This window comes from Nonomuraea sp. SBT364 (genome assembly GCF_001083785.1).
Taxonomy (GTDB): domain Bacteria; phylum Actinomycetota; class Actinomycetes; order Streptosporangiales; family Streptosporangiaceae; genus Nonomuraea.
In genome coordinates, this window is sequence record NZ_LAVL01000035.1 from 1 (window position 1) to 24,642 (window position 24,642).

At 71.5% G+C, this 24,642-nt stretch carries 25 protein-coding genes and 1 pseudogene; 12 read left to right on the forward strand and 14 right to left on the reverse strand.

Features of this window, described 5'->3' with window-relative positions:
* Positions 1–60: 60 nt before the first annotated feature.
* The 5 genes from ADY59_RS18005 to ADY59_RS18025 all read right to left on the reverse strand — a co-directional run bounded on the left by ADY59_RS18005 (position 61) and on the right by ADY59_RS18025 (position 5,118).
* Positions 61–870 (reverse strand): segregation and condensation protein A, encoded by an 810-nt coding sequence (locus ADY59_RS18005; RefSeq protein WP_049563581.1) that lies wholly within the window; start codon positions 868–870, stop codon positions 61–63.
* Positions 867–1,808, reverse strand: a complete 942-nt coding sequence (locus tag ADY59_RS18010; protein WP_082310189.1) for a ParA family protein — start codon at positions 1,806–1,808, stop codon at positions 867–869. The genes ADY59_RS18005 and ADY59_RS18010 overlap by 4 nt, the downstream gene beginning before the upstream one ends.
* A gap of 116 nt (positions 1,809–1,924) precedes the next feature.
* Positions 1,925–2,830, reverse strand: a complete 906-nt coding sequence (xerD, locus tag ADY59_RS18015; protein ID WP_049563586.1) for a site-specific tyrosine recombinase XerD — start codon at positions 2,828–2,830, stop codon at positions 1,925–1,927.
* A gap of 15 nt (positions 2,831–2,845) precedes the next feature.
* Positions 2,846–3,457 carry an NUDIX domain-containing protein gene (locus ADY59_RS18020; RefSeq protein ID WP_049563588.1) on the reverse strand — a complete coding sequence of 204 codons (612 nt, stop codon included), beginning with the start codon at positions 3,455–3,457 and terminating at the stop codon, positions 2,846–2,848.
* Positions 3,454–5,118, reverse strand: a complete 1,665-nt coding sequence (locus ADY59_RS18025) for a CTP synthase (protein WP_049563590.1) — start codon at positions 5,116–5,118, stop codon at positions 3,454–3,456. Before ADY59_RS18025 ends, ADY59_RS18020 begins: the two co-directional genes overlap by 4 nt.
* Before the next feature lie 109 nt (positions 5,119–5,227).
* Between ADY59_RS18025 and ADY59_RS18030 the strand changes: the two genes are divergently transcribed.
* Genes ADY59_RS18030 through ADY59_RS18040 form a run of 3 tightly spaced genes read left to right on the forward strand, consistent with a single transcriptional unit; the run spans position 5,228 to position 7,788 of the window.
* Positions 5,228–5,872 (forward strand): acyltransferase, encoded by a 645-nt coding sequence (locus ADY59_RS18030; RefSeq protein ID WP_049563592.1) that lies wholly within the window; start codon positions 5,228–5,230, stop codon positions 5,870–5,872.
* Between the two features lie 39 nt (positions 5,873–5,911).
* The gene (locus ADY59_RS18035; protein WP_049563593.1) at positions 5,912–7,027 is read left to right on the forward strand and encodes an NAD(P)H-dependent flavin oxidoreductase; all 1,116 of its coding nucleotides are present in this window, start codon (positions 5,912–5,914) and stop codon (positions 7,025–7,027) included.
* A 17-nt stretch (positions 7,028–7,044) separates the two neighbouring features.
* On the forward strand, positions 7,045–7,788 hold the full coding sequence (locus ADY59_RS18040; protein WP_049563594.1) for a GntR family transcriptional regulator: 744 nt from the start codon (positions 7,045–7,047) through the stop codon (positions 7,786–7,788).
* Here the strand turns inward: ADY59_RS18040 and ADY59_RS18045 are convergent.
* On the reverse strand, positions 7,781–10,126 hold the full coding sequence (locus tag ADY59_RS18045) for a GcvT family protein (RefSeq protein ID WP_049563596.1): 2,346 nt from the start codon (positions 10,124–10,126) through the stop codon (positions 7,781–7,783). The genes ADY59_RS18040 and ADY59_RS18045 overlap by 8 nt on opposite strands.
* A gap of 69 nt (positions 10,127–10,195) precedes the next feature.
* On the opposite strand from ADY59_RS18045, the gene ADY59_RS18050 reads away from it, so the two are divergent.
* Entirely contained in the window at positions 10,196–11,101 is a 906-nt protein-coding gene (locus tag ADY59_RS18050) for a choline/ethanolamine kinase family protein (protein WP_049563598.1), read from the forward strand.
* A 4-nt stretch (positions 11,102–11,105) separates the two neighbouring features.
* Positions 11,106–11,699, forward strand: coding sequence for a DUF4126 domain-containing protein (locus tag ADY59_RS18055; RefSeq protein ID WP_049563600.1), 594 nt, complete (start codon positions 11,106–11,108; stop codon positions 11,697–11,699).
* Here the strand turns inward: ADY59_RS18055 and ADY59_RS18060 are convergent.
* Complete coding sequence (locus ADY59_RS18060) at positions 11,696–12,232, reverse strand: PadR family transcriptional regulator (protein WP_049563601.1); 537 nt, start codon at positions 12,230–12,232, stop codon at positions 11,696–11,698. The two genes, ADY59_RS18055 and ADY59_RS18060, sit on opposite strands and share 4 nt — an antisense overlap.
* A gap of 69 nt (positions 12,233–12,301) precedes the next feature.
* Between ADY59_RS18060 and ADY59_RS18065 the strand changes: the two genes are divergently transcribed.
* A complete protein-coding gene (locus tag ADY59_RS18065) occupies positions 12,302–13,063 on the forward strand; it encodes an alpha/beta fold hydrolase (protein WP_049563603.1) in 762 nt (253 codons plus the stop codon).
* A gap of 136 nt (positions 13,064–13,199) precedes the next feature.
* Here the strand turns inward: ADY59_RS18065 and ADY59_RS18070 are convergent.
* A pseudogene (locus ADY59_RS18070) lies at positions 13,200–13,827 on the reverse strand (SDR family oxidoreductase).
* A gap of 119 nt (positions 13,828–13,946) precedes the next feature.
* On the opposite strand from ADY59_RS18070, the gene ADY59_RS18075 reads away from it, so the two are divergent.
* Together ADY59_RS18075 and ADY59_RS18080 are read left to right on the forward strand one after the other, a co-directional pair.
* A complete protein-coding gene (locus ADY59_RS18075; RefSeq protein ID WP_049563605.1) occupies positions 13,947–14,552 on the forward strand; it encodes a hypothetical protein in 606 nt (201 codons plus the stop codon).
* Positions 14,553–14,611: 59 nt separating this feature from the next.
* Positions 14,612–15,190, forward strand: coding sequence for a Uma2 family endonuclease (locus tag ADY59_RS18080; RefSeq protein WP_049563606.1), 579 nt, complete (start codon positions 14,612–14,614; stop codon positions 15,188–15,190).
* Here the strand turns inward: ADY59_RS18080 and ADY59_RS18085 are convergent.
* Positions 15,180–15,680 (reverse strand): hypothetical protein, encoded by a 501-nt coding sequence (locus ADY59_RS18085; protein WP_049563608.1) that lies wholly within the window; start codon positions 15,678–15,680, stop codon positions 15,180–15,182. The two genes, ADY59_RS18080 and ADY59_RS18085, sit on opposite strands and share 11 nt — an antisense overlap.
* A gap of 167 nt (positions 15,681–15,847) precedes the next feature.
* Here ADY59_RS18085 and ADY59_RS18090 point away from each other — a divergent pair, with 167 nt between their 5' ends.
* Positions 15,848–16,201: a VOC family protein gene (locus ADY59_RS18090; protein ID WP_049563609.1), complete on the forward strand. Its 354-nt coding sequence runs from the start codon at positions 15,848–15,850 to the stop codon at positions 16,199–16,201.
* Between the two features lie 82 nt (positions 16,202–16,283).
* Positions 16,284–17,000 carry a PepSY domain-containing protein gene (locus tag ADY59_RS18095; protein WP_049563611.1) on the forward strand — a complete coding sequence of 239 codons (717 nt, stop codon included), beginning with the start codon at positions 16,284–16,286 and terminating at the stop codon, positions 16,998–17,000.
* A 116-nt stretch (positions 17,001–17,116) separates the two neighbouring features.
* Here ADY59_RS18095 and ADY59_RS18100 read toward each other — a convergent pair whose 3' ends face one another.
* Genes ADY59_RS18100 through ADY59_RS18120 form a run of 5 tightly spaced genes read right to left on the reverse strand, consistent with a single transcriptional unit; the run spans position 17,117 to position 21,613 of the window.
* Positions 17,117–17,458: a VOC family protein gene (locus ADY59_RS18100; protein WP_049563613.1), complete on the reverse strand. Its 342-nt coding sequence runs from the start codon at positions 17,456–17,458 to the stop codon at positions 17,117–17,119.
* A gap of 32 nt (positions 17,459–17,490) precedes the next feature.
* On the reverse strand, positions 17,491–19,599 hold the full coding sequence (uvrB, locus tag ADY59_RS18105) for an excinuclease ABC subunit UvrB (protein WP_049563615.1): 2,109 nt from the start codon (positions 19,597–19,599) through the stop codon (positions 17,491–17,493).
* A gap of 36 nt (positions 19,600–19,635) precedes the next feature.
* Positions 19,636–19,869, reverse strand: coding sequence for a helix-turn-helix transcriptional regulator (locus ADY59_RS18110; protein ID WP_049563617.1), 234 nt, complete (start codon positions 19,867–19,869; stop codon positions 19,636–19,638).
* Positions 19,870–19,883: 14 nt separating this feature from the next.
* On the reverse strand, positions 19,884–20,738 hold the full coding sequence (locus ADY59_RS18115) for an ABC transporter permease (protein ID WP_049563619.1): 855 nt from the start codon (positions 20,736–20,738) through the stop codon (positions 19,884–19,886).
* Positions 20,735–21,613 carry an ABC transporter ATP-binding protein gene (locus ADY59_RS18120; protein ID WP_049563621.1) on the reverse strand — a complete coding sequence of 293 codons (879 nt, stop codon included), beginning with the start codon at positions 21,611–21,613 and terminating at the stop codon, positions 20,735–20,737. The genes ADY59_RS18115 and ADY59_RS18120 overlap by 4 nt, the downstream gene beginning before the upstream one ends.
* Before the next feature lie 180 nt (positions 21,614–21,793).
* On the opposite strand from ADY59_RS18120, the gene ADY59_RS18125 reads away from it, so the two are divergent.
* A complete protein-coding gene (locus tag ADY59_RS18125) occupies positions 21,794–23,407 on the forward strand; it encodes an SPFH domain-containing protein (protein WP_082310190.1) in 1,614 nt (537 codons plus the stop codon).
* Entirely contained in the window at positions 23,404–24,633 is a 1,230-nt protein-coding gene (locus ADY59_RS18130; RefSeq protein ID WP_049563623.1) for an SPFH domain-containing protein, read from the forward strand. The genes ADY59_RS18125 and ADY59_RS18130 overlap by 4 nt, the downstream gene beginning before the upstream one ends.
* Positions 24,634–24,642 lie beyond the last annotated feature (9 nt).

Consider the following 24,642-nt stretch of genomic DNA (forward strand, 5'->3'; position numbering starts at 1 on the left):
GCGCCGGGGAGGGTCATCCAGGCGGGGACGCGGTCGCTGCCGCGCGGGGGGCCGGGGTGGTCAGTCATCTGCAGGATTCTCCGCGCTCTCCTCGTAGTCGTCCCCCACCGAGACGTCGCCGTCGTCGGCGCCCGTCCAGGTGACGTGCAGGTCGCCGAGCGGTTCGAGCTGGTCGAACGTGACCGCCGACTCCCGGAAGAGCTCCAGGACGGCGAGGAAGCGGGCGATGACCTCGAAGGTGCCCTCGCAGTCGGCGACCAGGGCCCTGAAGGTGGCTCTGCGCATGCGGCGCAGCCGCTGGACCAGGATAGCGGCTTGTTCGCGGACGCTGGCGAGTGGTTGGTAGATGTGGCCGACGCTGACCGTGGGCGGCAGCTTCGGGGTGAAGGCCCTGGCGGCGATGCGGGCGAGCTGTTCGGGCCCGATGCCGAGGATGAGCTCCGGCAGCAGGTTGGCGAACTGGGGCTCCAGCGGGACGGTGCGGGGGAAGCGGAGCGCCTCGTCGGCCAGCCGCCCGGCGAAGACCTTGGCCACCTCCTTGTAGGCCCGGTATTGCAGGAGGCGGGCGAACAGCAGGTCGCGGGCCTCCAGCAGGGCCAGGTCCTCCTCGTCCTCGACCTCGCCCGAGGGCAGCAGCCGGGCCGCCTTCAGGTCGAGGAGCGTGGCGGCGACGAGCAGGAAGTGGCTGGTCTGGTCGAGGTCCCACTCGGGGCCCCGGGAGCGGATGTAGGCGATGAACTCGTCGGTCACCTTGGACAGCGAGACCTCGGTGATGTCGAGCTTGTGCTTGGCGATCAGGCCGAGGAGCAGATCGAAGGGTCCTTCGAAGACGTCCAGGTGAACCTGGAATCCCTGCTGCTGCTCGGTCACCTGGCCATTGTCGCAGCCGCGGGCCAGCGCGAGAGCACCTCGCGCGCCAGCTCACGGTAGGCGTTGGCGCCCAGGGACGAGGGGTCGAAGGTGGTGATCGGCTCGCCGGCGACGGTCGCGTCGGGGAAGCGCACCGTGCGGTTGATCACGGTGTGGAACACCTTGTCGCCGAACGCCTCGACGACCCGGGCGAGCACCTCGCGGCCGTGCAGGGTACGTGCGTCGTACATGGTGGCGAGCAGGCCCTCGATCTCGAGGTCCTCGTTGAGCCGCTCCTGCACCTTGGTGATGGTGTCCATGAGCAGGGCGACGCCGCGCAGCGCGAAGAACTCGCACTCCAGCGGCACCATGACGCCCTGGGCGCAGGTGAGCGCGTTGATGGTGAGCAGGCCGAGCGACGGCTGGCAGTCGATGAGGCAGACGTCGTAGTGCGGCAGCAGCGGCTTGATGACGCGGCCGAGCACCTGCTCGCGGGCGACCTCGGTGACGAGCTGGACCTCGGCCGCGGACAGGTCGATGTTGCTGGGCAGCAGGTCGAGGCCCTCGACGCCGGTCTCCAGCAGCACGTCCTCGGCGGTGACGTTGCGCTCCATCAGCAGGTTGTAGACCGTGAGGTCGAGCTGGAGCGGGTTGATGCCGAGGCCGACGGACAGGGCGCCCTGCGGGTCGAAGTCGACGAGCAGCACCTTGAGGCCGTATTCGACGAGGGCGGCGCCGAGGTTGATGGTGGTGGTGGTCTTGCCCACCCCGCCCTTCTGGTTGACCATGGCGACCACGCGGGCCGGGCCGTGGACGTCGCGCGGCGCCGGCTCGGGGAACACCGGCCGGGGGCGCCGGGTCGGGCCCAGGTTCACGCCACTGGAGGGCGCGTTGGTCTTGGTGTCTCCCCAGGGGTTGTCGGGGGTCCCCGGGGCCGAACCGTTGGTCTTCACAGTCACCAGCTCGAACCTCCCTGACGATCCCGAACCGGACCGTCCGGACGGACACTATGGCGTCACCACTTAACGCGGCAAGGCGGCACGCCGATGTGCCGCACGACCCAAAAGACTATAGATCACTGGAGGGCCCGGGGATGCGCTGCCGCGTAGACCTCGCGAAGTTTGTCGACGGTGACCAGTGTGTAGACCTGAGTGGTGGTGACGGAGGCGTGCCCGAGCAGTTCCTGGACGACCCTGACGTCGGCGCCGCCGTCGAGCAGGTGGGTGGCGAAGGAGTGGCGCAGGACGTGCGGGGAGATCCCGGCGAGCCCGGCGCGCACGGCGGCGGCCTGCAGCACCTCCCAGGCGCCCTGGCGGGTCAGCCGGCCGCCGCGGGCGTTGAGGAACACGGCCGGGGTGCCGCGGCCGTGGGCGAGCAGCCCGGGCCTGGCGCGGACCAGGTAGGCGTCGAGGGCGGCGCGGGCGTAGCGGCCCAGGGGGACGATGCGGGTGCGGCCGCCCTTGCCGCGCAGCCGTACCTGCTCGTCCTCCAGGTCGTCGACGGCCAGGCCGACGGCTTCGGAGATGCGGGCGCCGGTGCCGTACAGGACTTCGAGCAGGGCGCGGTTGCGCAGGGTGAGCGGCGCGCCGTCGGGGCCGGAGGCGGCGATGAGGCGTTCGACCTCGTCGACGGCGATGGCCTTGGGCAGGCGGCGGAGCTGGCGCGGCGGCCGTACCTGGTGGGCGGGGTCGTGCGCGGTGACGCCTTCGCGCAGCGCGAAGCGGTGCAGGCCGCGCACGGCGGAGACGGCGCGCGCGGCCGAGCTGGCGACGAGCGCGGGGTGGTCGCCGTCGCCTTCGCGCAGCGCGGCGAGGAAGGCGCGCACGTCGGCCTCCCCCACCTCGTCGAGGCGGAGGCGGCCGCGGGCCTGCAGGTGCTCCAGGTAGCGGCGCAGGTCGCGCCGGTAGGAGGCGAGCGTGTTGGCAGCCAGGCCCCGCTCCACCGCCAGATGGGCGAGGTAGCTGGAGAGCACCGCCTCCACGGATGGTCCTTCCGGTCAGGTCTCGGGTGCGTCGGCGGGGCGCAACAGGCCGAACCCCTCGACCGAAGCCGCGTATGCGGCGAGGATACCGGCCACGGCCGGGGAATTGTGGATCATTCCCATCAGCGCCCTCTCGACGGCGTCGGCCAGCGGCACCCATTCGACCGGCATGCCGATCTCCTCGTGGCGGTGCACGAAGCCGTTCTCGGCGTCGGGGATCTTGGTCAGGTCGCGGGCCAGGAAGACGCGGATGCGCTCGTCGGACATGCCGGGCGAGGTGTAGAGGTCGACCAGGGTGTGCCAGGTGGCGGCCCGGTAGCCGGCCTCCTCGGCGAGCTCGCGGGCGGCCCCTTCGACCAGCGGTTCGCCTTCGACGTCGCGGATCCCGGCGGGCAGTTCCCAGAGCAGGTGGCGGGTGGGGTGGCGGTACTGGCGGATGAGCAGCACGCGCTCGCGCTCGTCGAGGGCGAGGACCGCGACCGCGCCCGGGTGGACGACGTAGTCGCGGTCGGCGCTCTCGTCACCGGGCATCCGCACGGTGTCGGTGACGACCTCGATGACGTGTCCCGAGAAGCGCTTGCGCGAATCGAGAACGTCCCAACGCTCGGGCGTGTCTTCTATCCTCACTTGACCACCTTCGCGGTCACGCGGCTGTCGGCGTAGGCGAGTGCGGCGTTGATGAGGCCCTTGAACATCGGGTTGGCCCGCGTCGGCCGGGAGCGGAACTCGGGGTGCGCCTGGGTGCCGATGAAGAACGGGTGCGTGTCGGCGGGCAGCTCGGTGTACTCGACCAGGCGGCCGTCGGGTGACAGCCCGGAGAAGACCAGGCCGACGCTCTCCAGCTTGTCGCGGTAGGCGTTGTTGACCTCGTAGCGGTGGCGGTGGCGCTCGTCGGCCTTGGCCTTGCCGCCGTAGAGCTGGCGGGCCAGGGTGGCCTCGCCGAGCTTGGCGGTGTAGCTGCCCAGGCGCATGGTGCCGCCCATGTCGCGCTCGCCGGCGACGACGTCCTCCTGGTCGGCCATGGTGGAGATGACGGGGTGCTTGGTGTCGGGGTCGAACTCGGCGGAGTTGGCGTCGGCGATGCCGGCCATGTTGCGGGCGGCCTCGATGACCATGCCCTGCATGCCGAGGCAGATGCCGAGCAGCGGGACCTTGTTCTCGCGGGCGTGGCGGATGGCGCCGATCTTGCCCTCGATGCCGCGCACGCCGAACCCGCCGGGGATCAGCACGCCGTCGGCGCCGTCGAGCTCGCGCGCGGCGCCCTCGGGGGTCTCGCAGTCGTCGCTCTTGACCCAGCGGATGTTGACGCGGGCGTCGCAGGCGAAACCGCCCGCGCGCAGCGCCTCGGTGACCGACAGGTAGGCGTCGGGCAGGTCGATGTACTTGCCGACGAGGGCGATCGTGACCTCCTTGGCCGGGCGGTGCACGCGGCGCAGGAGCTGCTCCCACTCCTTCCAGTCGACGTCGCGGAACGGCAGGCCGAGCCGGCGCACCACGTAGGCGTCCAGGCCCTCGGAGTGCAGCACCTTGGGGATGTCGTAGATGGAGGCGGCGTCGACGGCGCTGACGACGGCGTCCTCGTCGACGTCGCACATGAGGCTGATCTTGCGCTTGATCGCGGTCTGCACGGGCCGGTCGGAGCGCAGCACGATCGCGTCGGGCTGGATGCCGATGCTGCGCAGCGCGGCGACGCTGTGCTGGGTCGGCTTGGTCTTGAGCTCGCCGGACGGGCCGATGTAGGGCAGCAGCGACACGTGCAGGAAGAACACGTTGTCGCGCCCCACCTCGTGCCGGATCTGCCGGACGGCCTCCAGGAACGGCAGCGACTCGATGTCGCCGACGGTGCCGCCCACCTCGGTGATGACCACGTCCACGTCGGGGCCGGCCATGCCCCGGATGCGGTCCTTGATCTCGTTGGTGATGTGCGGGATGACCTGGACGGTGTCGCCCAGGTATTCGCCGCGCCGCTCCTTGGCGATGACGTTGGAGTAGACCTGGCCGGTGGTCACGTTGGCCGAGCCGTGCAGGTCGGTGTCGAGGAAGCGCTCGTAGTGGCCGACGTCCAGGTCGGTCTCGGCGCCGTCGTCGGTGACGAAGACCTCGCCGTGCTGGAACGGGTTCATCGTGCCGGGGTCGACGTTGAGGTACGGGTCGAGCTTCTGCATGGTGACCCGGAGCCCGCGCCCCTTGAGAAGGCGGCCGAGGCTGGACGCCGTGAGCCCCTTGCCGAGACTGGAGGCGACACCGCCGGTGACGAACAGATGCTTGGTTTGCGATGCGCTGCGCAAGGAGGCTCCCGTGGCTCGAGGTGTGGCGATGTGTCCACGGGCTCTCAGGATATCAAACAACGCCCCCGACATGCCCTAACAGGATGACCTAGCGGTAACTTTGATCCCTATGTCACTTGTACGGCGGGCGTTCGGCACGCTGATCCACCGGGCCTACGCCGCGATCCGCGACGCCGGGGCCATCACGCCGCAGACGCCCGCGGGTCATCGATTCCGCCGGCTGGGCGACGGGGCGAAGATCGCCTTCCCACCGGCCGCGATCTTCGGCGAACGCTGGATCGAGATCGGCGACCACACGCTGATCGGCGAGCGGGTGTCGATCTCCTGCGGCATGTGGCCGGGCGTGGAGCTGGGCTCCGGCTCGATCCTGCGGATCGGCGGGGGCTGCTCGATCGGCAGGGGCACGCACATCGTGGCCCACCAGTCGATCGACATCGGCGACGACGTCTTCACCGGCCCGTACGTGTACGTCACGGACCAGAATCACGTGTACGACGACCCGGACATCCCGATCGGCAGGCAGTGGCCGCGCAACAGCCCGGTCTCGATCGGCTCCGGCTCGTGGCTGGGCGCGGGGGCGATCATCCTGCCGGGCACCCGGCTGGGCCGCCAGTGCGTGGTGGCGGGCGGCGCGGTGGTGCGCGGCGAGTTCCCGGACCACAGCGTGGTGGCGGGCGTGCCTGCCAGGCTGGTGCGGCGTTACGACCCCGAGCACGGATGGCACGATCCAGGCGTGGCACTGGCGATCGACTGACTCTGGACCGAACATACTTCTGGCGGTTAGCGTCGGGGCATGCGGACCGGCATCTCCCAGCGTCTGGGCATCGAGTTCCCGCTGTTCGCCTTCAGTCACTGCCGTGACGTGGTGGCCGCGGTCACCAACGCGGGCGGGTTCGGCGTGCTGGGCGCGATCGCGTACACGCCCGAGCAGCTCGACGCCGAGCTCACCTGGATCGACCGGCGGGTGGGCGGCCGGCCGTACGGGGTGGACGTGCTCGTCCCCGGCCGCGTCGACGCGGCGGCGCTGGAGGGCGGCGTGGCGCGGGCGATCCCGGACCGGCACCGCGACTACGTCCTGCACCTGCTGGCCAAGTACGGCGTGCCCGGCCATCCCCCGGCGAGCGGCGGGGCGGACGAGTTCGGCAGGCGGGTGACGGCGGCGGGCGCGGCGGGACTGGCCGACGTGGCGCTCAAGCACCCGATCGGGCTGATCGCCAGCGCGCTCGGGCCGCCCCCGCCGGAACTGGTGGACCGCGCGCGGGAGGCGGGCGTGCCGGTGGCGGCGCTGGTCGGCACCGTGGAGCACGCGCGCAGGCAGGTGGCGGCGGGCGCGGACATCGTCGTCGCGCAGGGCACGGAGGCGGGCGGGCACACCGGCGAGATCTCCACGATGGTGCTGGTGCCGCAGGTGGTGGACGCGGTGGCGCCGGTCCCGGTGCTCGCGGCGGGCGGCATCGCCTCGGGACGCCAGATGGCGGCGGCCATGGCTCTGGGCGCGCAGGGCGTGTGGTGCGGCTCGGTCTGGCTGACGACCGAGGAGGCCGAGACGTCGCCCGCGGTCAAGCGCAAGCTGCTGGCCGCCTCGTCGCTCGACACGGTCCGCTCGCGCTCGCGCACCGGCAAGCCCGCCCGGCAGCTGCGCTCGGCGTGGACCGACGAGTGGGACTCCGGCCAGGAGAGCCCCGGGCCGCTCGCGATGCCGCTGCAGATGCTGGTGGCCGAGCGGGCGATGGCGCGCATCGGCGCGGCGGCCGAACGCGGCGAGCCCGGCGCCGTCGAGCTGGCCACCTACTTCGTTGGTCAGGTCGTCGGCCAGCTCGACCGGGTGCAGCCGGCCCGCGAGGTGGTCTACGGGATGGTGTACGAGTTCGCCGAGGCGGTGGAGCGGCTGTCCAGGCTCTCCCGGTGACCGGCTACGATGCCCGAATGGTCGGGAATCCTCCCGAGCTGGAACGCGGCACCGGGGTTCCCGCGCACGTGCAGATCGAGCGCTGGCTGCTCGACTCGATCTCCAGCGGCGACATGGAACCGGGCGACCGGCTGCCCGGCGAGCGTGAGCTGGCGGGGCGGCTCGGCGTGAGCCGGATGACGCTGCGCCAGGCGCTGGCCACGCTGGAGCGCGACGGGGTGCTGGTCAGGATGCCGGGCCGGGCGGGCGGGGCGTTCGTGGCCGAGCCGCGCGCCGACCGTGACCTGACGGGGCTGGCCGGGTTCACCGAGCAGATGCGGCGCGCCCACCTGCGCGCCGGCGCGCGCATCCTGACGGCGGCCACCGTGCCCGCGCCCGCCGCCGTGGCCGCCGCGCTGGAGGTCGCCCCCGGCTCCGCGGTGCACGAGGTCGCGCGGGTCCGCTCGGCCGGGCGGTCGCCGGTGGCGCTCGAACGCTCCTTCTTCCCCGCGCTGCCGGGCTTCCTCGCGCACGACCTGTCGGGGTCGCTGTACGCGCTGCTGGCCGACGGGTACGGCCTGGCGCCCCGCACCGCGGTGGAGCATCTGGACCCGGTCATCGCCGGCCCCGCCGAGGCGGCCGAGCTGGGCGTCGGGCCGGGAGCGCCGCTGATGCGCGTCGAGCGGACCGCCTACGCCGCCGACGGCACCCCGGTGGAGCACGCCCACGACCTGTTCCGGCCCGACCGGGTGCGGATCACGGTGCGCAGCGGCGTCACGTGACCACCGTGGCGGGCACCCAGGCGCCCTCCACCTCGACCTCGACATCCATGCCGCCGCCCTTGTCCAGGTAGGCGTAGGCGATCGACTGCCCGTCGGTGTGGCCGTAGCCGCCGGAGGTCACCCGGGCCACGACCCGGCCGTCGAGGCGGACCGGCTCGTTGCCGAGCGCCACCGCGAGCGGATCGGCGAGCACCAGGCGGCGCAGCCGGCGCGCCGGGTCGGGATCGAGCGCGTCGCGGCCCAGGAACTCCTTGTCGAGCTTGACGGCGAACCCCAGCCCGGCCTCGTACGGCGTGGTCTCGGGCCCGATGTCGGCCCCCCACACCCGGTAGCCCTTCTCCAGCCGCAGGCTGTCGATGGCCCGGTAGCCGCCGGCCACCAGCCCGTACGGCTCGCCGGCCCGCCACAGCGCCTGCCACAGGCCCAGGCCGTACTCGGTGGAGCAGTAGAGCTCCCAGCCGAACTCGCCGACGAACGTCACCCGCAGCGCCAGCACCGGCACGTCGCCCACGGTCAGCTCGCGCGCGGTCATGAACGGGAAGTCCAGGGCGTCGGGCGTGAGCGTGGCGAGGATGTCGCGGGCGCGCGGCCCCCACAGGGCGAAGCAGGCGTGGCGGCCGGTCACGTCGGCCAGGCGGACGTCGGCGCCGCGCAGCCGGGCCTGCTTGCGCAGCCAGCCGAGGTCGTGGGAGCCGAACGCGGTGCCGGTGACGACGAGGAACTCCCGCTCGCCGCGCCGGGTGACGGTGAAGTCGCACTCGATCCCGCCGCGCCGGTTGAGCGCCTGCGTGTAGGTGACGTCCCCCACCCGGCGGGCGACGCGGTTGGCGCACACCCATTCCAGCAGGGACGCGGCGTCCGGCCCGGTGACCTCGATCTTGGCGAACGAGCTCTCGTCGAACAGCCCGGCCGTGGTGCGGGTGGCGCGGTGCTCGGCGGCGACGGCGGGCGACCAGTTGCGCCCCGCCCAGCCGCGCGGCCTTGCGCCGTCACCGGCCGGCTCGTTGGCCGTGTAGTAGTTGACCCGCTCCCAGCCGGCCTTCTCGCCGAAGACCGCGCCGTGCGCGGCGTGCCAGCCGTAGGCGGGGGACGTGCGCAGCGGGCGGCCCGCCGAGCGCTCGTCGCCGGGGTATCGGATGTCGTAGTAGGTCTCGTAGTTCTCCACCGCGCGGGCCAGCGTGTAGGACGGGGATCGGTAGTGGGCGCCGAAGCGGCGGATGTCCATGTGCCAGACGTCCATGCCGGGCTCGCCCTCGACGATCCACTCGGCCATGATCCTGCCGATGCCGCCGGCGCCGGCGATGCCGTGGGCGCAGAAGCCGGCCGCCACGTAGAAGCCGCCGACCTCGGTCTCCCCCAGGCAGAACTCGTTGTCCGGGGTGAACGCCTCCGGGCCGTTGATGAGCTTGCGGATGCCGACGTCGGCCATCGCGGGCACGCGGATCCGGGAGTTCTCGGAGATCTCCTCGAACCTCGGCCAGTCCTCCGGCAGCAGCCGCCCGTTGAAGTCGGCCGGGATCGCGTCGTAGGACGACTCCCCCGCCGTCCACGGCGCGCAGGTCCGCTCGTAGCCGCCCATGACCAGGCCGCTGACCTCCTGCCGGTAGTAGACGAGCAGGTCGGGGTCGCGCAACGTGGGCAGCCCGGCGTGCTCGTGGAAGCCGTCGGTGACCACGTACTGGTGCGACATCGGCACGATCGGGACCCGCACGCCGGCCATCCGGCCGATCTCGGCGGCGAACATGCCGCCGCAGTTGACGACCACCTCGCAGTCGATGTCGCCCTGGTCGGTGCGCACCCGCGTCACGCGGCCGCGCTCGACGTCCAGGCCGAGGACCCGGGTGCGGGTGAGGACGCGCGCGCCGCCCTCCCTGGCCCCTGCCGTCAGCGCGTAGCACAGCCGTGACGGGTCGATCTGGCCGTCGGTGGGCAGGTAGGCGGCGCCGACGACGCCCTCGGGGTTCATCAGCGGGAACAGCTCGGCCGCCTCGGCGACGGAGATCTCCTCCAGCGGCAGGCCGAACGTGCGGGCCCAGCCGATCTGGCGGCGGATCTCGGCCATCCGCTCCGGGGTGGAGGCGAGCTTGATGCCGCCGCACTCCGTCCAGCCCGCGTCGAGGGTGCGGTAGAGCTCGACGGAGTACTGGTTCATCCGGGTCAGCGTCGGGTCGGCGCGGAGCTGGCCGACCAGGCCCGCCGAGTGGAAGGTCGAGCCGCTGGTGAGCTCGTCGCGCTCCAGCAGGACGACGTCCCGCTCGCCGAGCCTGGTCAGGTGGTAGGCGACGGAGGCGCCGCCCACGCCGCCCCCGATGATCACGATGCGCGCCGAGTCGCTCATGCCCGCGAGGCTAACCGGCGGGGGCCTAAAAGGTCTAGACCGTTTAGCGGGGCGGAGCTAGCATCGACCATGGCCGTGCTCGAGGTACTCGACCGCATCCCCCTGCTGACCGGTGTGCCGCGCTCCGTGGAGGAGCTGCCCGGCGGGCTGACCAACCGCAACTACAAGGTGACCACCCCGGGCGGGGCGTACGTGGTGCGGGTGTGGGCCAGCGACGGGGCGCTGCTGGCCATCGACCGCGACGCCGAGCACGCCTCGTCGATCGCAGCCGCGCGGGCCGGGGTGGGCGCCCCGGTGCACGCCTACCTGCCGGACGAGGGGGTGCTGGTCGTGGGGTTCATCCCGGGGCGGACGTTCACCGCGGCCGACGTGCGCGACCCGGCCAACCTGCCGCGGGTGGCCGAGGCGTGCCGGCGGCTGCACTCCGGGCCGCGGTTCGTCCGCGACTTCGACATGTTCGACGTGCAGCGGCGTTACCTGGAGATCGTGCGGGAGCGGGGGTTCCGGCTGCCGGATCGGTATCTGGAGTTCATGCCCGTCGTTGAGCAACTCCGGAAATGTCTGGAAATTAGGGCAGAAGGCACCGTTCCGTGTAACAACGACCTGCTGGCCGGGAACATCATCGACGACGGCCGGCGGCTGTGGCTCATCGACTACGAGTACGCCGGCAACAACGACGCCTGCTTCGAGCTGGGCAACGTGTGGAGCGAGTCGGACCTGTCGCTGGAGCAGCTCGAAGAGCTCGTCACCGCCTACTACGGCCGCCGCCTGCGCAACCGGATCGCCCGCGCGCGGCTGCTCGGCCTGATGGCCAGATACGGCTGGACGCTGTGGGCCTCCATCCAGGACGGCGCCAACGACACGATCGACTTCGACTTCTGGGCCTGGGGCATGGACAAGTACGAGCGGGCCGTGGCCGAGTTCACCGGCGACGGGCTGGGGCGCCTCATGGACGAGGCGGCCCGGGCAGACTAGGGGCATGCTCGCCGCACTGACCGGGCTCGGCCTGTCCACCGCCGCCGGGCTCAACGCCTACATCCCGCTGCTGGTCGTGGGTGTCCTGGCCAACCTGACCGACAGGGTGCGGCTGCCCGACGGTTACGCGTGGCTGTCCAACTGGGGCGTCCTGGCGATCATCGCGGTGCTGCTGGCCGCGGAGATGGTGCTGGACAAGGTGCCGGCCGTCGACACGGTCAACGACCTGATCCAGACCGTCGTACGGCCCGCGTCGGGCGGCGTGGTGTTCAGCGCCACCAGCGCGGCGGCCGAGCTCGACCACTCCACCTGGATGAGCGCGAACCCGTGGGCGTCCTGGCTGCTCGGCATCGTGATGGCGCTGGCCGTGCACGCGCTCAAGACGGCGGCCAGGCCGGTGGTCAACGCGGGCACGGCCGGGGCCGCGGCGCCGGTGGTGAGCGTCGCCGAGGACACGGGTTCGCTCGGCATGAGCCTGGTCGCGATCTTCCTGCCGCTCCTGGTGATCGTCATGCTGGCGGTGTTCGCGCTGGCGGCCTGGTGGACCGTCGGCAGGGTGCGCCGTTTCCGCGCCAGGCGCGCCCGCCCGCCCGGCTAGGGCCCCGCGGGGCCGAGCGCCTCGGCGGTGGCGCGCAGCCAGGCCAGCTCGGCCCGGCTGGTGGCGTGCGCGATGGTGAGCAGCCCCTGGCGGAACGGGTCGCCGAACTCCTGCGCGCCCATCGGCCTGCCGCCCTCGTCGTAGAAGAAGCTCGTCGGCTCCTCCAGAAAGGCCAGGCGCCGGCGCAGCACCGCCGCCTGCGCGCCCGGGTCGCCGAGGTGACGCAGGAAGGCCAGCAGCACGAACCACCGGTTCTCGTCGCTGATGTCGAGCTCCTCCGGCTCCCGCAGCCGCCGCTCCAGCTCGGCGCGCCCGTCGTCCGTCAGATAGAGCGTCCGGCGGGGGGCGGCCCCGGCCCCGGGCTCGTCCTTCCTGGTGAGCCAGCCGGCGGCGGCCATCCGTTTGATCGCCGGATAGAGCGTGCCGTCGGCCACCGGCCGCACGTGCCCCATCAGCGCCGCCACCCGGCCGCGCAGGTCGTAGCCGTGCAGCGGCCGGTCTCTGAGGAATCCGAGTATCGCGAGCTCCAGCACGGGTCCAACAATACCTCGGAGTCGATGTATATTGCTATCGATACATCCAAGGAGAGAGCCGTGAATGCCATGCACGACGCGATCGTTCACCCGGGAGGCGCCCGCATGCGCTGGGTCGAGACGCCCGGCGCGGAGCCGGCCCGCGTCTACCTTCACGGCCTCGGCGCCGCCTCGGCCCCCTACTACGCGGCGGCCGTGGCCCACCCGCTGCTGGCGGGCCGCCGTTCGCTGCTGGTCGACCTGCTCGGCTTCGGCATCAGCGACCGCCCGGACGACTTCCCGTACACGCTGGAGGCGCACGCCGACGCGGTGGCCCTGGCGCTGCGCCGGGCGGAGGTGTCGGGCGCGGAGGTGATCGCGCACAGCATGGGCGGCGCGGTCGCCATCGTGCTGGCCGCCCGCCATCCCGGCCTGGTCTCCGGCCTGGTGCTGGTCGACGCCAACCTCGACCCGTACCCGCCGCCGGGCGGCACCGGCATCATCGGCTTCACCGAGGAGGAGTTCGTCGCGGGCGGCTGGGAGCGGGTCCGCGACCGGGTCGGCCCGCACTGGTGGGCCACGATGCGCCTGTCGGACCTGCGCGCCCTGCACCGCTCGGCGGCCGGCCTGGCGAAGGGCAGCACGCCCGGCATGCGCGCCCTGCTCGTCGGCCTGCCGGTCCCGCGCGTCTTCCTGCACCCGCCGGGCGGGGCCCCGCCCGGGGGGGCCGAGCTGCGCGCCGCCGGGGTGCGTGTCGCCGAGGTCCCGCGTACGGGGCACAACATCATGCTCGACAACCCGCGGGCCTTCGCCGAGGCGGTCGCGGCGTTCCCGGATCACCCGCCGGGCTGACCTGTCGTCCCCCGCCGGGCGGATCCGCCGGCGCCCGCCGCTCCCGTACCGTCCGATGGCGTGCGGACCCGTCGTGGCCCCCGCCCGCGCCCGCACACCCGGTGCCCGCCGGCGCACCCGCGCCGCCGGGCACCGGTCACTCCGTGGGCGTGCGGGGCAGGAGCGCGGCCTCCCCGGCCGTCCAGCCGCCGTCCACGCTGAGCTCGGCCCCGCTGATGTACGAGGCCGCGTCCGACAGCAGGAACGCGATCGCCTCCGCCACCTCCTCCGGCTCGCCCCACCGCCCGGCGGCCGCCAGCGGGAAGTGTCCCTCGCCCGACACCGCGCCGAACGGCATCGTCATCGGCGTCACGATCATCCCGGGATGTACGGAGTTGACCCGCACCCGCGACGCCCCGAACTCCATCGCCGCGATCTTCGTGAGCCCGCGCACGCCCCACTTGGACGCGCCGTACCCGCCCGTGCCCGGCAGCGCGGTCAGCCCGGCCACGGACGACAGGGGTGACGACGCCGGCGTTGTTGACCAGCCCGTCGATCCGGCCGTGCTCGCCGAGGACGTCCGACACGACCGACCCCCACGCCTCCGGCTCGGTCACGTCGTGCCGCAGGAACCGCCCGCCGACCTCCTTGGCGGTCGCCGTGCCCTCCTCCGCCAGCACGTCGGTGACCACGACCCGGGCCCCGGCGGCGGCGCAGCGGCGGGCGGTGGCCGCGCCCATCCCCCGGGCCCCGCCCGTGATGATCACTACTTTGCCGTCCAGCATGCTCGTACCGAATCACGCTCGGGCGAGGTGATCAAGGGCGGCGGGAACCCGCGGCGTCGGCCCGCGCGTTGGTCCGTTCGTCAGGCACGGCTATTCTCAAGGCGAGAACTCAACAGGAGGTGGCCACGATCAGCGAAATCGTCCTCATCGTGCTGGTGATCCTGGCGTTCCTCCTGCTGCTGACCGGGGTCGGCGTCTACCTCCTGGTCAAGCTGGGCAGGAAGGCCGCCACCAAGGCCAAGCAGGCCACGACCCGGCTCACCACGCACGTCAACGCGATGGGCACCGGCGACGCCGCCGAGGTCGAGCGCCTCCGCCTCGACCTGCGCCGCGAGATGTCGCTCACCCGCCAGGCCGTCGAGCAGGCGCAACGCCAGGGCTGGGGCCTGGGCGACCTGCCCCGCCTGCTGGCCGACCTGACCGCGCAGGCCGACGTGCACGACGGGCAGCTCGGCATGTACGCCCAGCAGCGCCGCGTCTCGCCGTACGTCGACCACGCCACGCTCGACCGGCTGCGCCAGCATCAGGCCAAGCTGACGGCCATGTACGCCCGCATCCGCGCCGACCTGCTCAGCGACCAGGTGCACCACTCGGCCACGGGCATCGCCGACCTCGACAGCCGCACCGACCTGGAGATCGAGTCGCGCCGCCCCGCCCCCGACCCCCTCGACGAGATCGACGAGCTCTACCGCAAGACCATGCACGAACGCCGCGACCCCTCCTGACCCGGCTACGGTTCGTGGCATAATCGCGCCAGAGGGTCACCGTCCCAGGGGGCGAATCGATGAGCTCAGCCTTTCCGGAGTGGTTCTTTCCCGGCCCTCCCGGCGGCTGGACCGCCGACATGCTCGATCGTCTTCCCCCCGACGCGCCCAGGCACGTCGAGCTGATCGATGGGTCCCTCATCATGATGGTGCCCCAGACGATGTTCCACATGCTCGCGCTCAGACTGTTCGAACGGGAGCTCGTGCCTCCGGAGCACCTGGTCGTCGTCCGCGAGATGACCGTCACCCTGGGTTTGCGGCAGCGTCCCGAGCCGGACATTCTCCTGGTGAAGGAGACAGCGGCCAGGCGCATCGGCCTGACCAGTTTCAAGCCCGAGGACGTTCACCTGGTCGTCGAGGTGGTCTCGGAGGAAACTCGCGACAGGGATCGCACCACAAAACCCAGCAGGTATTCGACCGCGGGCATCAAGCACTTCTGGCGTGTTGAGCTGGAAGACGAGCGACCCGTCGTCTACACGTTCGAGCTCGAGCCCGCCATCAGGGCCTACGTGCCCACCGGGATTCATCGAGGTCGCCTGTGCACCGACATCGGGTTCCCGGTCGACCTCGGCCTCGACCTCGACAAGGTCAGACGCTGAGGTCACCGCCGTCCCATTCGCGGTAGATGTGGGCGGCGAGCTGCTCGGCGGTGGCGCCCTTGTTGAGCAGGGCGCGGGTGGCCTGGGCCTGGGCGGTCGTGGGCAGGTGACCGTCGAGCAGGAGCGGCAGTGACAGCCGCCGCCCCAGCACCTCCCGCGCGGAGACCCAGCCCGGCCTGCGCAGCACCGACACGTTGACCCGCAGCGCGTGCTCGTTGCCGGGCGGGACGCCGGGCCGGTCGATCTCGACGGCGACGTAGCGGAACCCGTTGGCCAGGTTGCATCCGGCGCACCGGGCCGGCCCGCGGCTGAGCTTGCCGCCGCACTCGCCGCAGGTCAGCCGGTCGTAGGCGGCGTCGACCACCCGCCACGGGTGCCGGTCGGGCTCGTCGATCACCATCTCGGCGACGACCCGCTCGTCCTCGGCGGTGAGGCGGCCGAACCTTCGGGCGACGAACTCCCGCCAGCCGGACTCGACGATCTCGTCCACGATCCCGGCACACCGGCCGCATCCGGGCGCCCCGGCCGGCTCGAAGTGGCCACAGGGTCCGCATCGCCGCATCCCTCCACAGTACAAACGCCCGCTGCCCGGCTTCAGCCGGTTTTCCGGGGCGCGGCGTCCTTCCCCCGGGCCGCGCCGGGCAGAAGACTGAGGGGATGATTCACGGACTGCATCTCCTGTTCCACAGCCGGGACCCGGAGGCGGACCGGGCGTTCCTGCGCGACGTGCTCGGCTGGCCGTACGTGGAGGACCCGGCGTCGGGGGCCGGGTGGCTCATCTTCCGGACGCCGCCCGCCGAGCTGGGCGTGCACCCGGCCGGCGGCGAGCCGGTGGTGTCGCTGCACCTGATGTGCGACGACATCGGCGCGACCGTCGCCCGGCTCGCCGCCGAGGGCGTCGCCACCGGCCCGGTCACGGACGAGGGCTACGGCCTGGCGACGACGCTCACCCTGCCCAGCGGCGCCCCCATCGGCCTCTACGAGCCACGCCACGCCAGCCCGCTCGCCTGACGAGGTTCATGCGGGGGCCGGGAACCGTACAACACTCCTTGACCGGGAGATACACCCTCGCGTTCCGGGCAGTCGTCCCCGCATGAACGGGGAGACCAAGCGCAACACGATCATCGGCGCCACCCTGGCGAGCGCCGCACTGCTGACCGGCACGGGCTGCGGCCCCGCCGCGCCGGACGCGACGGGAGCGGCCCAGGCGGCCGGGGCGCCGGCAGCCGAGCCGACGGACCCGGAGGCCCCGCCCACCGACCCTGAAGGCCCGCCCACCGACTCCGAGATGTCGCCCACGGAGCCTGAGGCCTCGCCCCCGGACGCGACGCCTTCCCCCACCGACGGCAGCCCGTCGCCCGGCGCCACCCAGGGCGGCATCGCCGATCTCAAGAAGGCCGGCGACGCGGCTCTCGCCGCGGTCCCGAACTCCACGCTCATCTCCATCGAGAGCGAGGAAGACGGCAAGATCTGGGAGGTGCAGGTCGTCGACGGCCAGGGCGCCGAGCAGCAGATGGACATCGACGCCACCACCGGCCAGGTGGTGAACGGCCCCACGGCGGAGGAGTCGGACGCCGAGGACAAGGCCAAGCACCTCGAACGCGTCAAGGCCGCCAAGCTCAGCTACGCCCAGGCCGCCGACAAGATCGCCGCCTCCGTCCCGGAGGGGCGCATCACCGAGCTGAACCTCGACAGCAGCAAGGACAAGACCGTCTGGGAGTCGGACGTCGTCACTCCCGACGGCACCAAGCACGAGGTCACCGTCGACGCGGCCTCCGGCGAGGTGACCAAGAGCGGCTCCACCAGCTGACCGGCTCCACCAGCTGACCTCCGGGCTCGGAGAGGGCGAGCCACGCGAAGGGCCCGTGCCTGCGGAGACTCCGCAGGCACGGGCCCTGGCGATCCGTGATCAGCCAGGAGGTGGCCTCATCCCTGGCCGCCGCCGAAGCTGATCTCGTTGCCTTCCGCGTCGCGGTAGATGACCTTCGTCACGCCGCCCTCGAACGTCTCGCGCCCGGCGGGCTCGATGCCGCGCCGGGCGATCCCGGCGACCCGGTCGTCCAGGTCGTCGACGAACGACAGCACCAGGGCGTTCCCCGCCCGTGCGGGGTCCTGCACGATGTAGACGTAGCGGTTGGCGGCCACCTCCCACACCGCCTCGATGTCGTTCGGCAGGAACGACGGCGGCCCGCCGAAGACCTTCTCGTACCACGGCAGCGCCGTGGCGTAGTCGGTGACGGGTATGCCGGCGAAAAGGTCCAGCGTCATGTCGTCCTCCGCACGTGGTCGAGGTGCCCGGGTCAGCTGATGCCTGCCTCACGCATGTCGCGCAGTTCGCGCTTGAGCTCCTTGATCTCGTCGCGCAGCCGGGCCGCCACCTCGAACTGCAGGTCGGCCGCCGCCTGGTGCATCTGCTCGGTGAGGGACTCGATCAGCGACTCCATCTGCGCCCGGGGCAGCTCGCCGGCGATGGCCTTGGCGTGCTGGCCGGCCTTGGCGGCGGCGAATCCGGGGACCGGCGCCTTGCCGCGGGACTGGTTGCGCCCGCCGCCCATGAGCTGCTGGGTGTCGGCGTCCTCCCGCTGCAGCGAGTCGAGGATGTCGGCGATCTTCTTGCGCAGCGGCTGCGGGTCGATGCCGTTGGCCTGGTTGTAGGCGACCTGCTTGGCCCGGCGCCGGTTGGTCTCGTCGATGGCCCGCTCCATCGACGGCGTCACCTTGTCGGCGTACATGTGCACCTGGCCGGAGACGTTTCGGGCGGCGCGGCCGATGGTCTGGATGAGCGACGTCTCCGAGCGCAGGAAGCCTTCCTTGTCGGCGTCGAGGATGGCCACCAGCGACACCTCGGGCAGGTCGAGGCCCTCGCGCAGCAGGTTGATGCCGACGAGCACGTCGTACTCGCCGACCCGCAGCTCGCGCAGCAGCTCGATGCGGCGCAGCGTGTCGACCTCGCTGTGCAGGTAGCGGACCCGGATGCCGAGCTCCAGCAGGTAGTCGGTGAGGTCTTCGGCCATCTTCTTGGTGAGCGTGGTGACCAGGACCCGCTCGTCGCGGTCGGCGCGCTCGCGGATCTCGTGCACCAGGTCGTCGATCTGGCCCTTGGTCGGCTTGACGACGACCTCGGGGTCGACCAGGCCGGTGGGCCGGATGACCTGCTCGACGACGTCGCCCTTGACCCGGCCGAGCTCATAGGAGCCCGGGGTGGCCGACAGGTAGACGGTCTGGCCGATCCGCTCCAGGAACTCCTCCCACTTCAGCGGCCGGTTGTCCATGGCGGACGGCAGCCGGAAGCCGTGGTCGACGAGCGTGCGCTTGCGGGAGGCGTCGCCTTCGTACATGGCGCCGATCTGCGGCACGGTCTGGTGGGACTCGTCGAGCACGAGGACGAAGTCTTCGGGGAAGTAGTCGAGCAGCGTGTTGGGGGCGCTGCCGGCGGGCCGGCCGTCCATGTGGCGGGAGTAGTTCTCGATGCCGGAGCAGGTGCCGATCTGGCGCATCATCTCGATGTCGTACGTGGTGCGCATGCGCAGCCGCTGGGCCTCCAGCAGCTTGCCCTGGCGCTCCAGCTCCGCCAGCCGCTCGGTGAGCTCGGCCTCGATCCCGGCGACGGCGGTGGCCATGCGCTCCTCACCGGCGACGTAGTGGGAGGCGGGGAAGATGTAGAGCTCTTCGTCCTCGGTGATGACCTCGCCGGTCAGCGGGTGCATGGTGGACAGCTTCTCGATCTCGTCGCCGAACATCTCGATGCGCACGGCGAGCTCTTCGTACTTGGGGATGATCTCGATCGTGTCGCCGCGCACCCGGAACGTGCCTCGGGTGAAGGCCAGGTCGTTGCGGGTGTACTGCATGTCGACGAGGCGGCGCAGCAGCTGGTCGCGGTCGACGTCCATGCCGACGCGCAGCCGGGCCATGCGGTCGACGTATTCCTGCGGGGTGCCCAGGCCGTAGATGCACGAGACGGAGGCGACGACGATGGTGTCGCGGCGGGTGAGCAGCGAGTTGGTGGCCGAGTGGCGCAGCCGCTCGACCTCGTCGTTGATCGAGGAGTCTTTCTCGATGTAGGTGTCGCTCTGCGGGACGTACGCCTCGGGCTGGTAGTAGTCGTAGTAGGAGACGAAGTATTCGACCGCGTTGTTGGGCAGCATCTCGCGCAGCTCGTTGGCGAACTGGGCGGCGAGGGTCTTGTTGGGCTGCATGACCAGCGCGGGGCGCTGCAGCCGCTCGATGAGCCACGCGATGGTGGCGGTCTTGCCGGTGCCGGTGGCGCCCAGCAGCACGTTGTCCTTGGCGCCGGCCTTGACGCGGCGCTCCAGCTCGGCGATGGCCGTCGGCTGGTCGCCCGAGGGGGTCATCTCGGTGACGACCTCGAACGGCGCCACCTTCCGCTGCAAATCTGTGACCGGTCGCATGCTGCCCACTGTAGGTGGCCCGACCGACAGAATCGGTCAGGCCGTCCGCTCACCGATGCGGGGGAAGGGCACGGTGGAGAAGACCACCTCCACCGGCACCTCGAAGTATTCGGCTATCCGCAGCGCCAGGTAGAGGCTGGGACTGTATTCGCCACGCTCCAGATAGCCGACGGTCTGGTAATGGACTCCCAGGGCGTCGGCGAGCTGCCTGCGGCTGACACCCCGCTCGGCGCGCAGCAGGGCGATGCGGTTGTAGACGGTCTCGCTCATCGTCGCCCATCTTCTCAGCCGATCCGCTGCAGTGCCCGGTCGCGCCGCGCCTGCATCAGCGAGCCCGATTCGCGGCGGGCCATCCGGCGCAGGATCGGCGGCGCGAGCACGAGCCCGGCCACGGTCCAGGCCAGCAGCACGCCGAACGTCGGCAGCGGGCGCCACGAGCCGCCCAGCTCGGCCGCGACCGCCGCGTCGGGCAGCAGCGCCGAGCGCATGCCGAGCCCGAGCCAGTAGATCGGGAACGCCTGGGCCACGCCCTGCAGCCAGCCCGCGAGCGCGGTGATCGGGTAGAAGATGCCGGAGATGGAGGTGAGCCCGCCGAAGACGAGCATCGACAGCCCGGCGGCGGTCTGCGGGTTGGTGGCCAGCGAGCCGATGACGGCGCCCCACGGCAGGGTGGCGGCCAGCCCGAGCAGCGCCACCCAGAACACGGTGAGCCAGCCGCCCGCTCCGGCGGCGCGGAGTTCGGGCACCAGGATCAGCCCGGCGGCGACCACGACCACGAGGCTGCCGAGCGCGCCGAGCGAGACGGACGTCACGCGGCCCACCAGGTAGCCGAGCATGCCGTGCGGCAGCGCCTTGGCCCGCAGCAGCGTGCCGTCCTCCCGTTCGACGGCGAGGGAGCCGACGACGCCCATGAGACTGTTGAAGGCCACGCCGAGGCCAAGGATCCCGGGCATCGTGGCCGCCGCGAGCGACAGGTCGGTGCCGGGGATCCGCGCGTCGCGCTGGAAGTAGATCACGGCGATGAACGCGAACGTGGTGACGAGCGTGAAGCCGATCTCCTGTGGGTTGGCGAGGGCGTGCCTGAACTCGATCCAGCCTCTGGACAGCCCGAGCCGGGCGGCGTGCACGGCGGGGTTCATCCTTCTTCCTTCCTGACGATGGCCATGTAGGTGTCCTCCAGCGTCGCGCGCCGTACCTCCAGGTCGCCGATCTGATCGCCGTGCTGCTGGAACAGGCCGCGCACGAAGGCGGTGGCGTCGTCGGTGGCGTGCACGAAGTGCTCGCCGGCGCGGCTCCAGCGGACCTGGGCGTCGCGGGAGACCTCGCGCGAGAGCTTGTCCGCGCTGCCGTCGGCGACGATCCTGCCGCCGGCCAGGATGAGGATGCGGTCGGCGAGCTTCTCGGCCTCGTCCAGGTCGTGCGTGGTGAGCAGGATGGTGGTGTCGTCCAGGTCGGACAGCCGGTGCACGAGGTCGTGGAAGTCGCGGCGGGCCTGCGGGTCGAAGCCGGCGGTCGGCTCGTCGAGGAAAAGCACCTCGGGGCGGCCGACGATGCCGATGGCGACGTCGAGGCGGCGGCGCTGGCCGCCGGAGAGCCGGTTGACCCGCCGCCCGGCATGCTCGGTCAGGCCGACGGCCTCGATGAGCTCGCCGGTGCTCGTCGGGCGGCGCCGGTCAGGGGTGGAGTAGGGCGCGTAGTAGCGGCCCAGGTGGTCCAGCAGGTCGTGCACGGTCCAGCGGCCGTGGTCGCGCCACGACTGCAGGACGACGCCGAGGCGGGCCCGCCACCGCTCGTCGCCCTTGACGGGCTCGGCGCCGAGCACCCGGACGTGACCGGCGGACGGGGCGCGGAAGCCTTCGAGGATCTCGACCGTGGTGGTCTTGCCCGCGCCGTTGGGGCCGAGCAGGGCGATCACCTCGCCGGGGGCCACGGTGAAGTCGACGCCGCGCAGCACCTCCTGGGGCCCGTAGCTCATGCACAGGCCCCGGGCCTCGATGACCGAGGCCGCGTTCATCACAGTGATGTCTCCATCCAGTGTCGTAGCGGTGCCCATGACCCCCTCCATGTAGTAGACATACTACATTGATAGCACACGTACTATTGATCGCAATACTTCTATGACATTCGATTGCAAGCGATCTTTAAGTCGCACCCGATACGGTCGAATCCGCCTGTAGCGGAAGAGGAAGGTGCGATGTCACGACCCAGAGAGGCCTTGATCCAGGCAGGCCAGGGCGTAGCCCAAGCGGTCGCCCAAGGCGGAAACGTACGTCAGGCCATGAGCCAGGCCGTGGGGCAGGTCGCCCAGCAGGCGGGCCAGCTCGGCGGGCAGGGGCAGGGCTTCGCGCTGAACCCGCACGACTTCGCCGCCGCCCGTGACGGCGGCGTGTCGATCGGCACGCAGATCGAGGCGCGCACCGCCTCGCTCAACGAGGCCGGCGAGATCGTCAACCGCAGCTTCGCCGAGAACGGCATGCACGTCATCTCCCCCGTGGTGATCCCCAAGGGCAACACCGCCAAGGTGATCGTGCCGCTGGGCATCCTGATCGTGCTCGGCCTGATCGGCGCGCTCGGCAACGTCATCCCCAACACCGAGCTGTTCTTCGGCCCCCACTACTGGGTCGTGCTGGTGCTGGCGGCCGTGTTCCTGTGGTGGCGGCGCAGCGTGGTCATGGTGCCCGAGGGCTGCAAGGCCCTGATCACCAAGTTCGGCAAGCTCGTGCACATCGCCGACCCGGGCCGGGTGACGCTGCTCAACCCGTGGAAGCGGGTCAGCTACATCGTCAACACGACCCGCGAATACCCCTTCAACGCACCGATCAGCGAGGCCCCGACCCAGCAGGGCGTCAAGGCCAGCGTCGACCTGTTCCTCCAGTTCAGGATCGAGAACCCGGCCGAGTTCATCTTCGTGCTCGGCTCGGTGAGCGGCTTCCAGTCCAAGCTGCAGAACGCCATCAGCGAGGTCACCCGCTCCCTGATCTACGCCCAGCGCGCCGAGGACATCTACGACCTGGTGGGCGAGAGCACGGTCGGCATGCTCGACAACCTCAACCAGCAGTTCCTGCCCGCCGTACGCCTCACCGACGTGAACATCACGCACGCCGAGCCGTCCAGCCAGGAATACCGCATGGACCTGGCCGCCCCCGAGATGGTCCGGGTGGCCAAGGAGGCCTACACCTACGAGTACGAGCTCCAGCTCCGCAAGGAGCAGAACGAGGGCGACCTGATCAAGGAGCTGGCCGGGCTGCAGGAGACGCTCAGCGCCATCCAGGCCGAGATCGCCGGCTACCAGGCCCGCATGGACACCGCGCTGGAGCGGGCCACCCACCAGGCGACCGCGCAGGCCAGGCAGCGCCTGGTCGAGGCCGAGTCCTCGGCCAAGGCCAACTCGGCGCTGCTGGAGGCGCAGGCGCTCGACATCAGGGCGCTCAGCGCGGCCGAGGCCCCGGAGATCCTCGACTACCGCTTCCAGCAGGACCTGCTGGACAAGCTGGAGTCGGTGTCGGCCCGGCTGCCGCAGGTCGTGCACGTGGGCGAGCAGAGTGACATCGACTTCCTGGAGCTGGCCCAGCAGCTCGTCGGCAGCAAGGCCGCGGTGCTGTTCACGCCCGAGGACATGGCCGCCATCCGGTCGCGCCTGTCCGAGATCGGCAGGCGCGTCTCGGGCCGCGAGGCGGAGATCGGCGCCCTGCTCAAGAAGGTCGAGAACGAGGTCACCGAGGCGCCTGACCCGGACCTGGCCGTCCTGGGCACCCCCGAGGGCCGCCACCATTCCGTCCCGCAGAGCATCGAGGGTGAGGTCCGATGAGCCGCGAGTTCTCGAAGATCAAGGAGTCCCTGGCCTCCTGGTCGGAGATCCGCCAGCTGCTGCGCGGCGGCGAGCAGGGCCAGCTCGTGCCCGTCGTGATCCCCAAGGACCGCCGCGGGTTCTCCTGGATGGCCCTGGTGTTCATCGCGATCTACTTCGCCGGGATGGCGGTGCTGACCGACTGGACCGTCATGGCCGCGCTGGCCTCGCTGTTCTTCCTGGTCGTCGCGCTGCTCACGGTGTGGCGCAGGGCGATCATCGAGATCGAGGAGGGCACCACCGGGGTGCGCAGCCACTGGGGCGCGATCATCGGCACGCTGCCCCCTGGCCGCCACTACCTGTGGCTGCCGTGGGACCGCGTCGACGCGGTCGTCGACACCTCCACCGAGATCCCGTACTCGGCGCCGATCGTGGCCTGCCCGACGGCCGAGAACGTGCCGCTGAAGTCGATCGAATTCTTCCTGAAGTTCCGCATCGTCGACCCGGTGGCGTTCGTCCGCACGATCGGCGCCGGCAACTTCGACCTGGTGCTGTCCAGCGCCGTCCAGGACGCGATCCGGCAGCGCAGCCGCAGGGTCAACACCGAGCGGGCCTACGACCTGCGCGGCTCCGACGTCGGCGACATGCAGGACGCGCTCAACCGCCAGCTCGGCCGCTACGGGGTGCGCGTCACCGGCGCCAACATCCCCGACGTGCAGCTGCCCGACCAGTACCAGCAGCACCTGTCCACCCGCGAGAAGGTCGCCAAGGAGCTGTCGGCCTACGAGCGCGAATGGGAGCTGACCCGCAAGCGCCGCATCGACACGCTGCTGATGGAGATCGAGCGTTCCAAGAAGACCCGCGACGCCCGCGTGGTCGAGGTCAAGGCCGCCCACAACAAGGCGCGCAAGGACGTGGCGCGCATGCTGGAGGAGCAGGAGACCGAGGCGCAGCGGGTGCGCTGGGAGATCGAGGCGCGCGGGCGCGCCGAGCTGACGTCCGCCGAGAACGAGGCCAAGGCGCTGCGCCGGCTGGCCGAGTCCTACCGCGACAACCGGGCCGTGCTGCAGTACGAGCTGGCTCGCAAGCGCCTCGACGTGGGCGCCAAACTGGCGGAGAACGCCCCGCAGCCGCTCGTGGTCCGCACGCAGCAGGGCGGCGGCGACTCCGCGCTGTCCACCCTGCTGCTGGCCCAGCTGCTTCCCCGCTTCTCGGCCAACGGCAAGGATCAGGCGCCGACCCCTTAAGGAGGACCC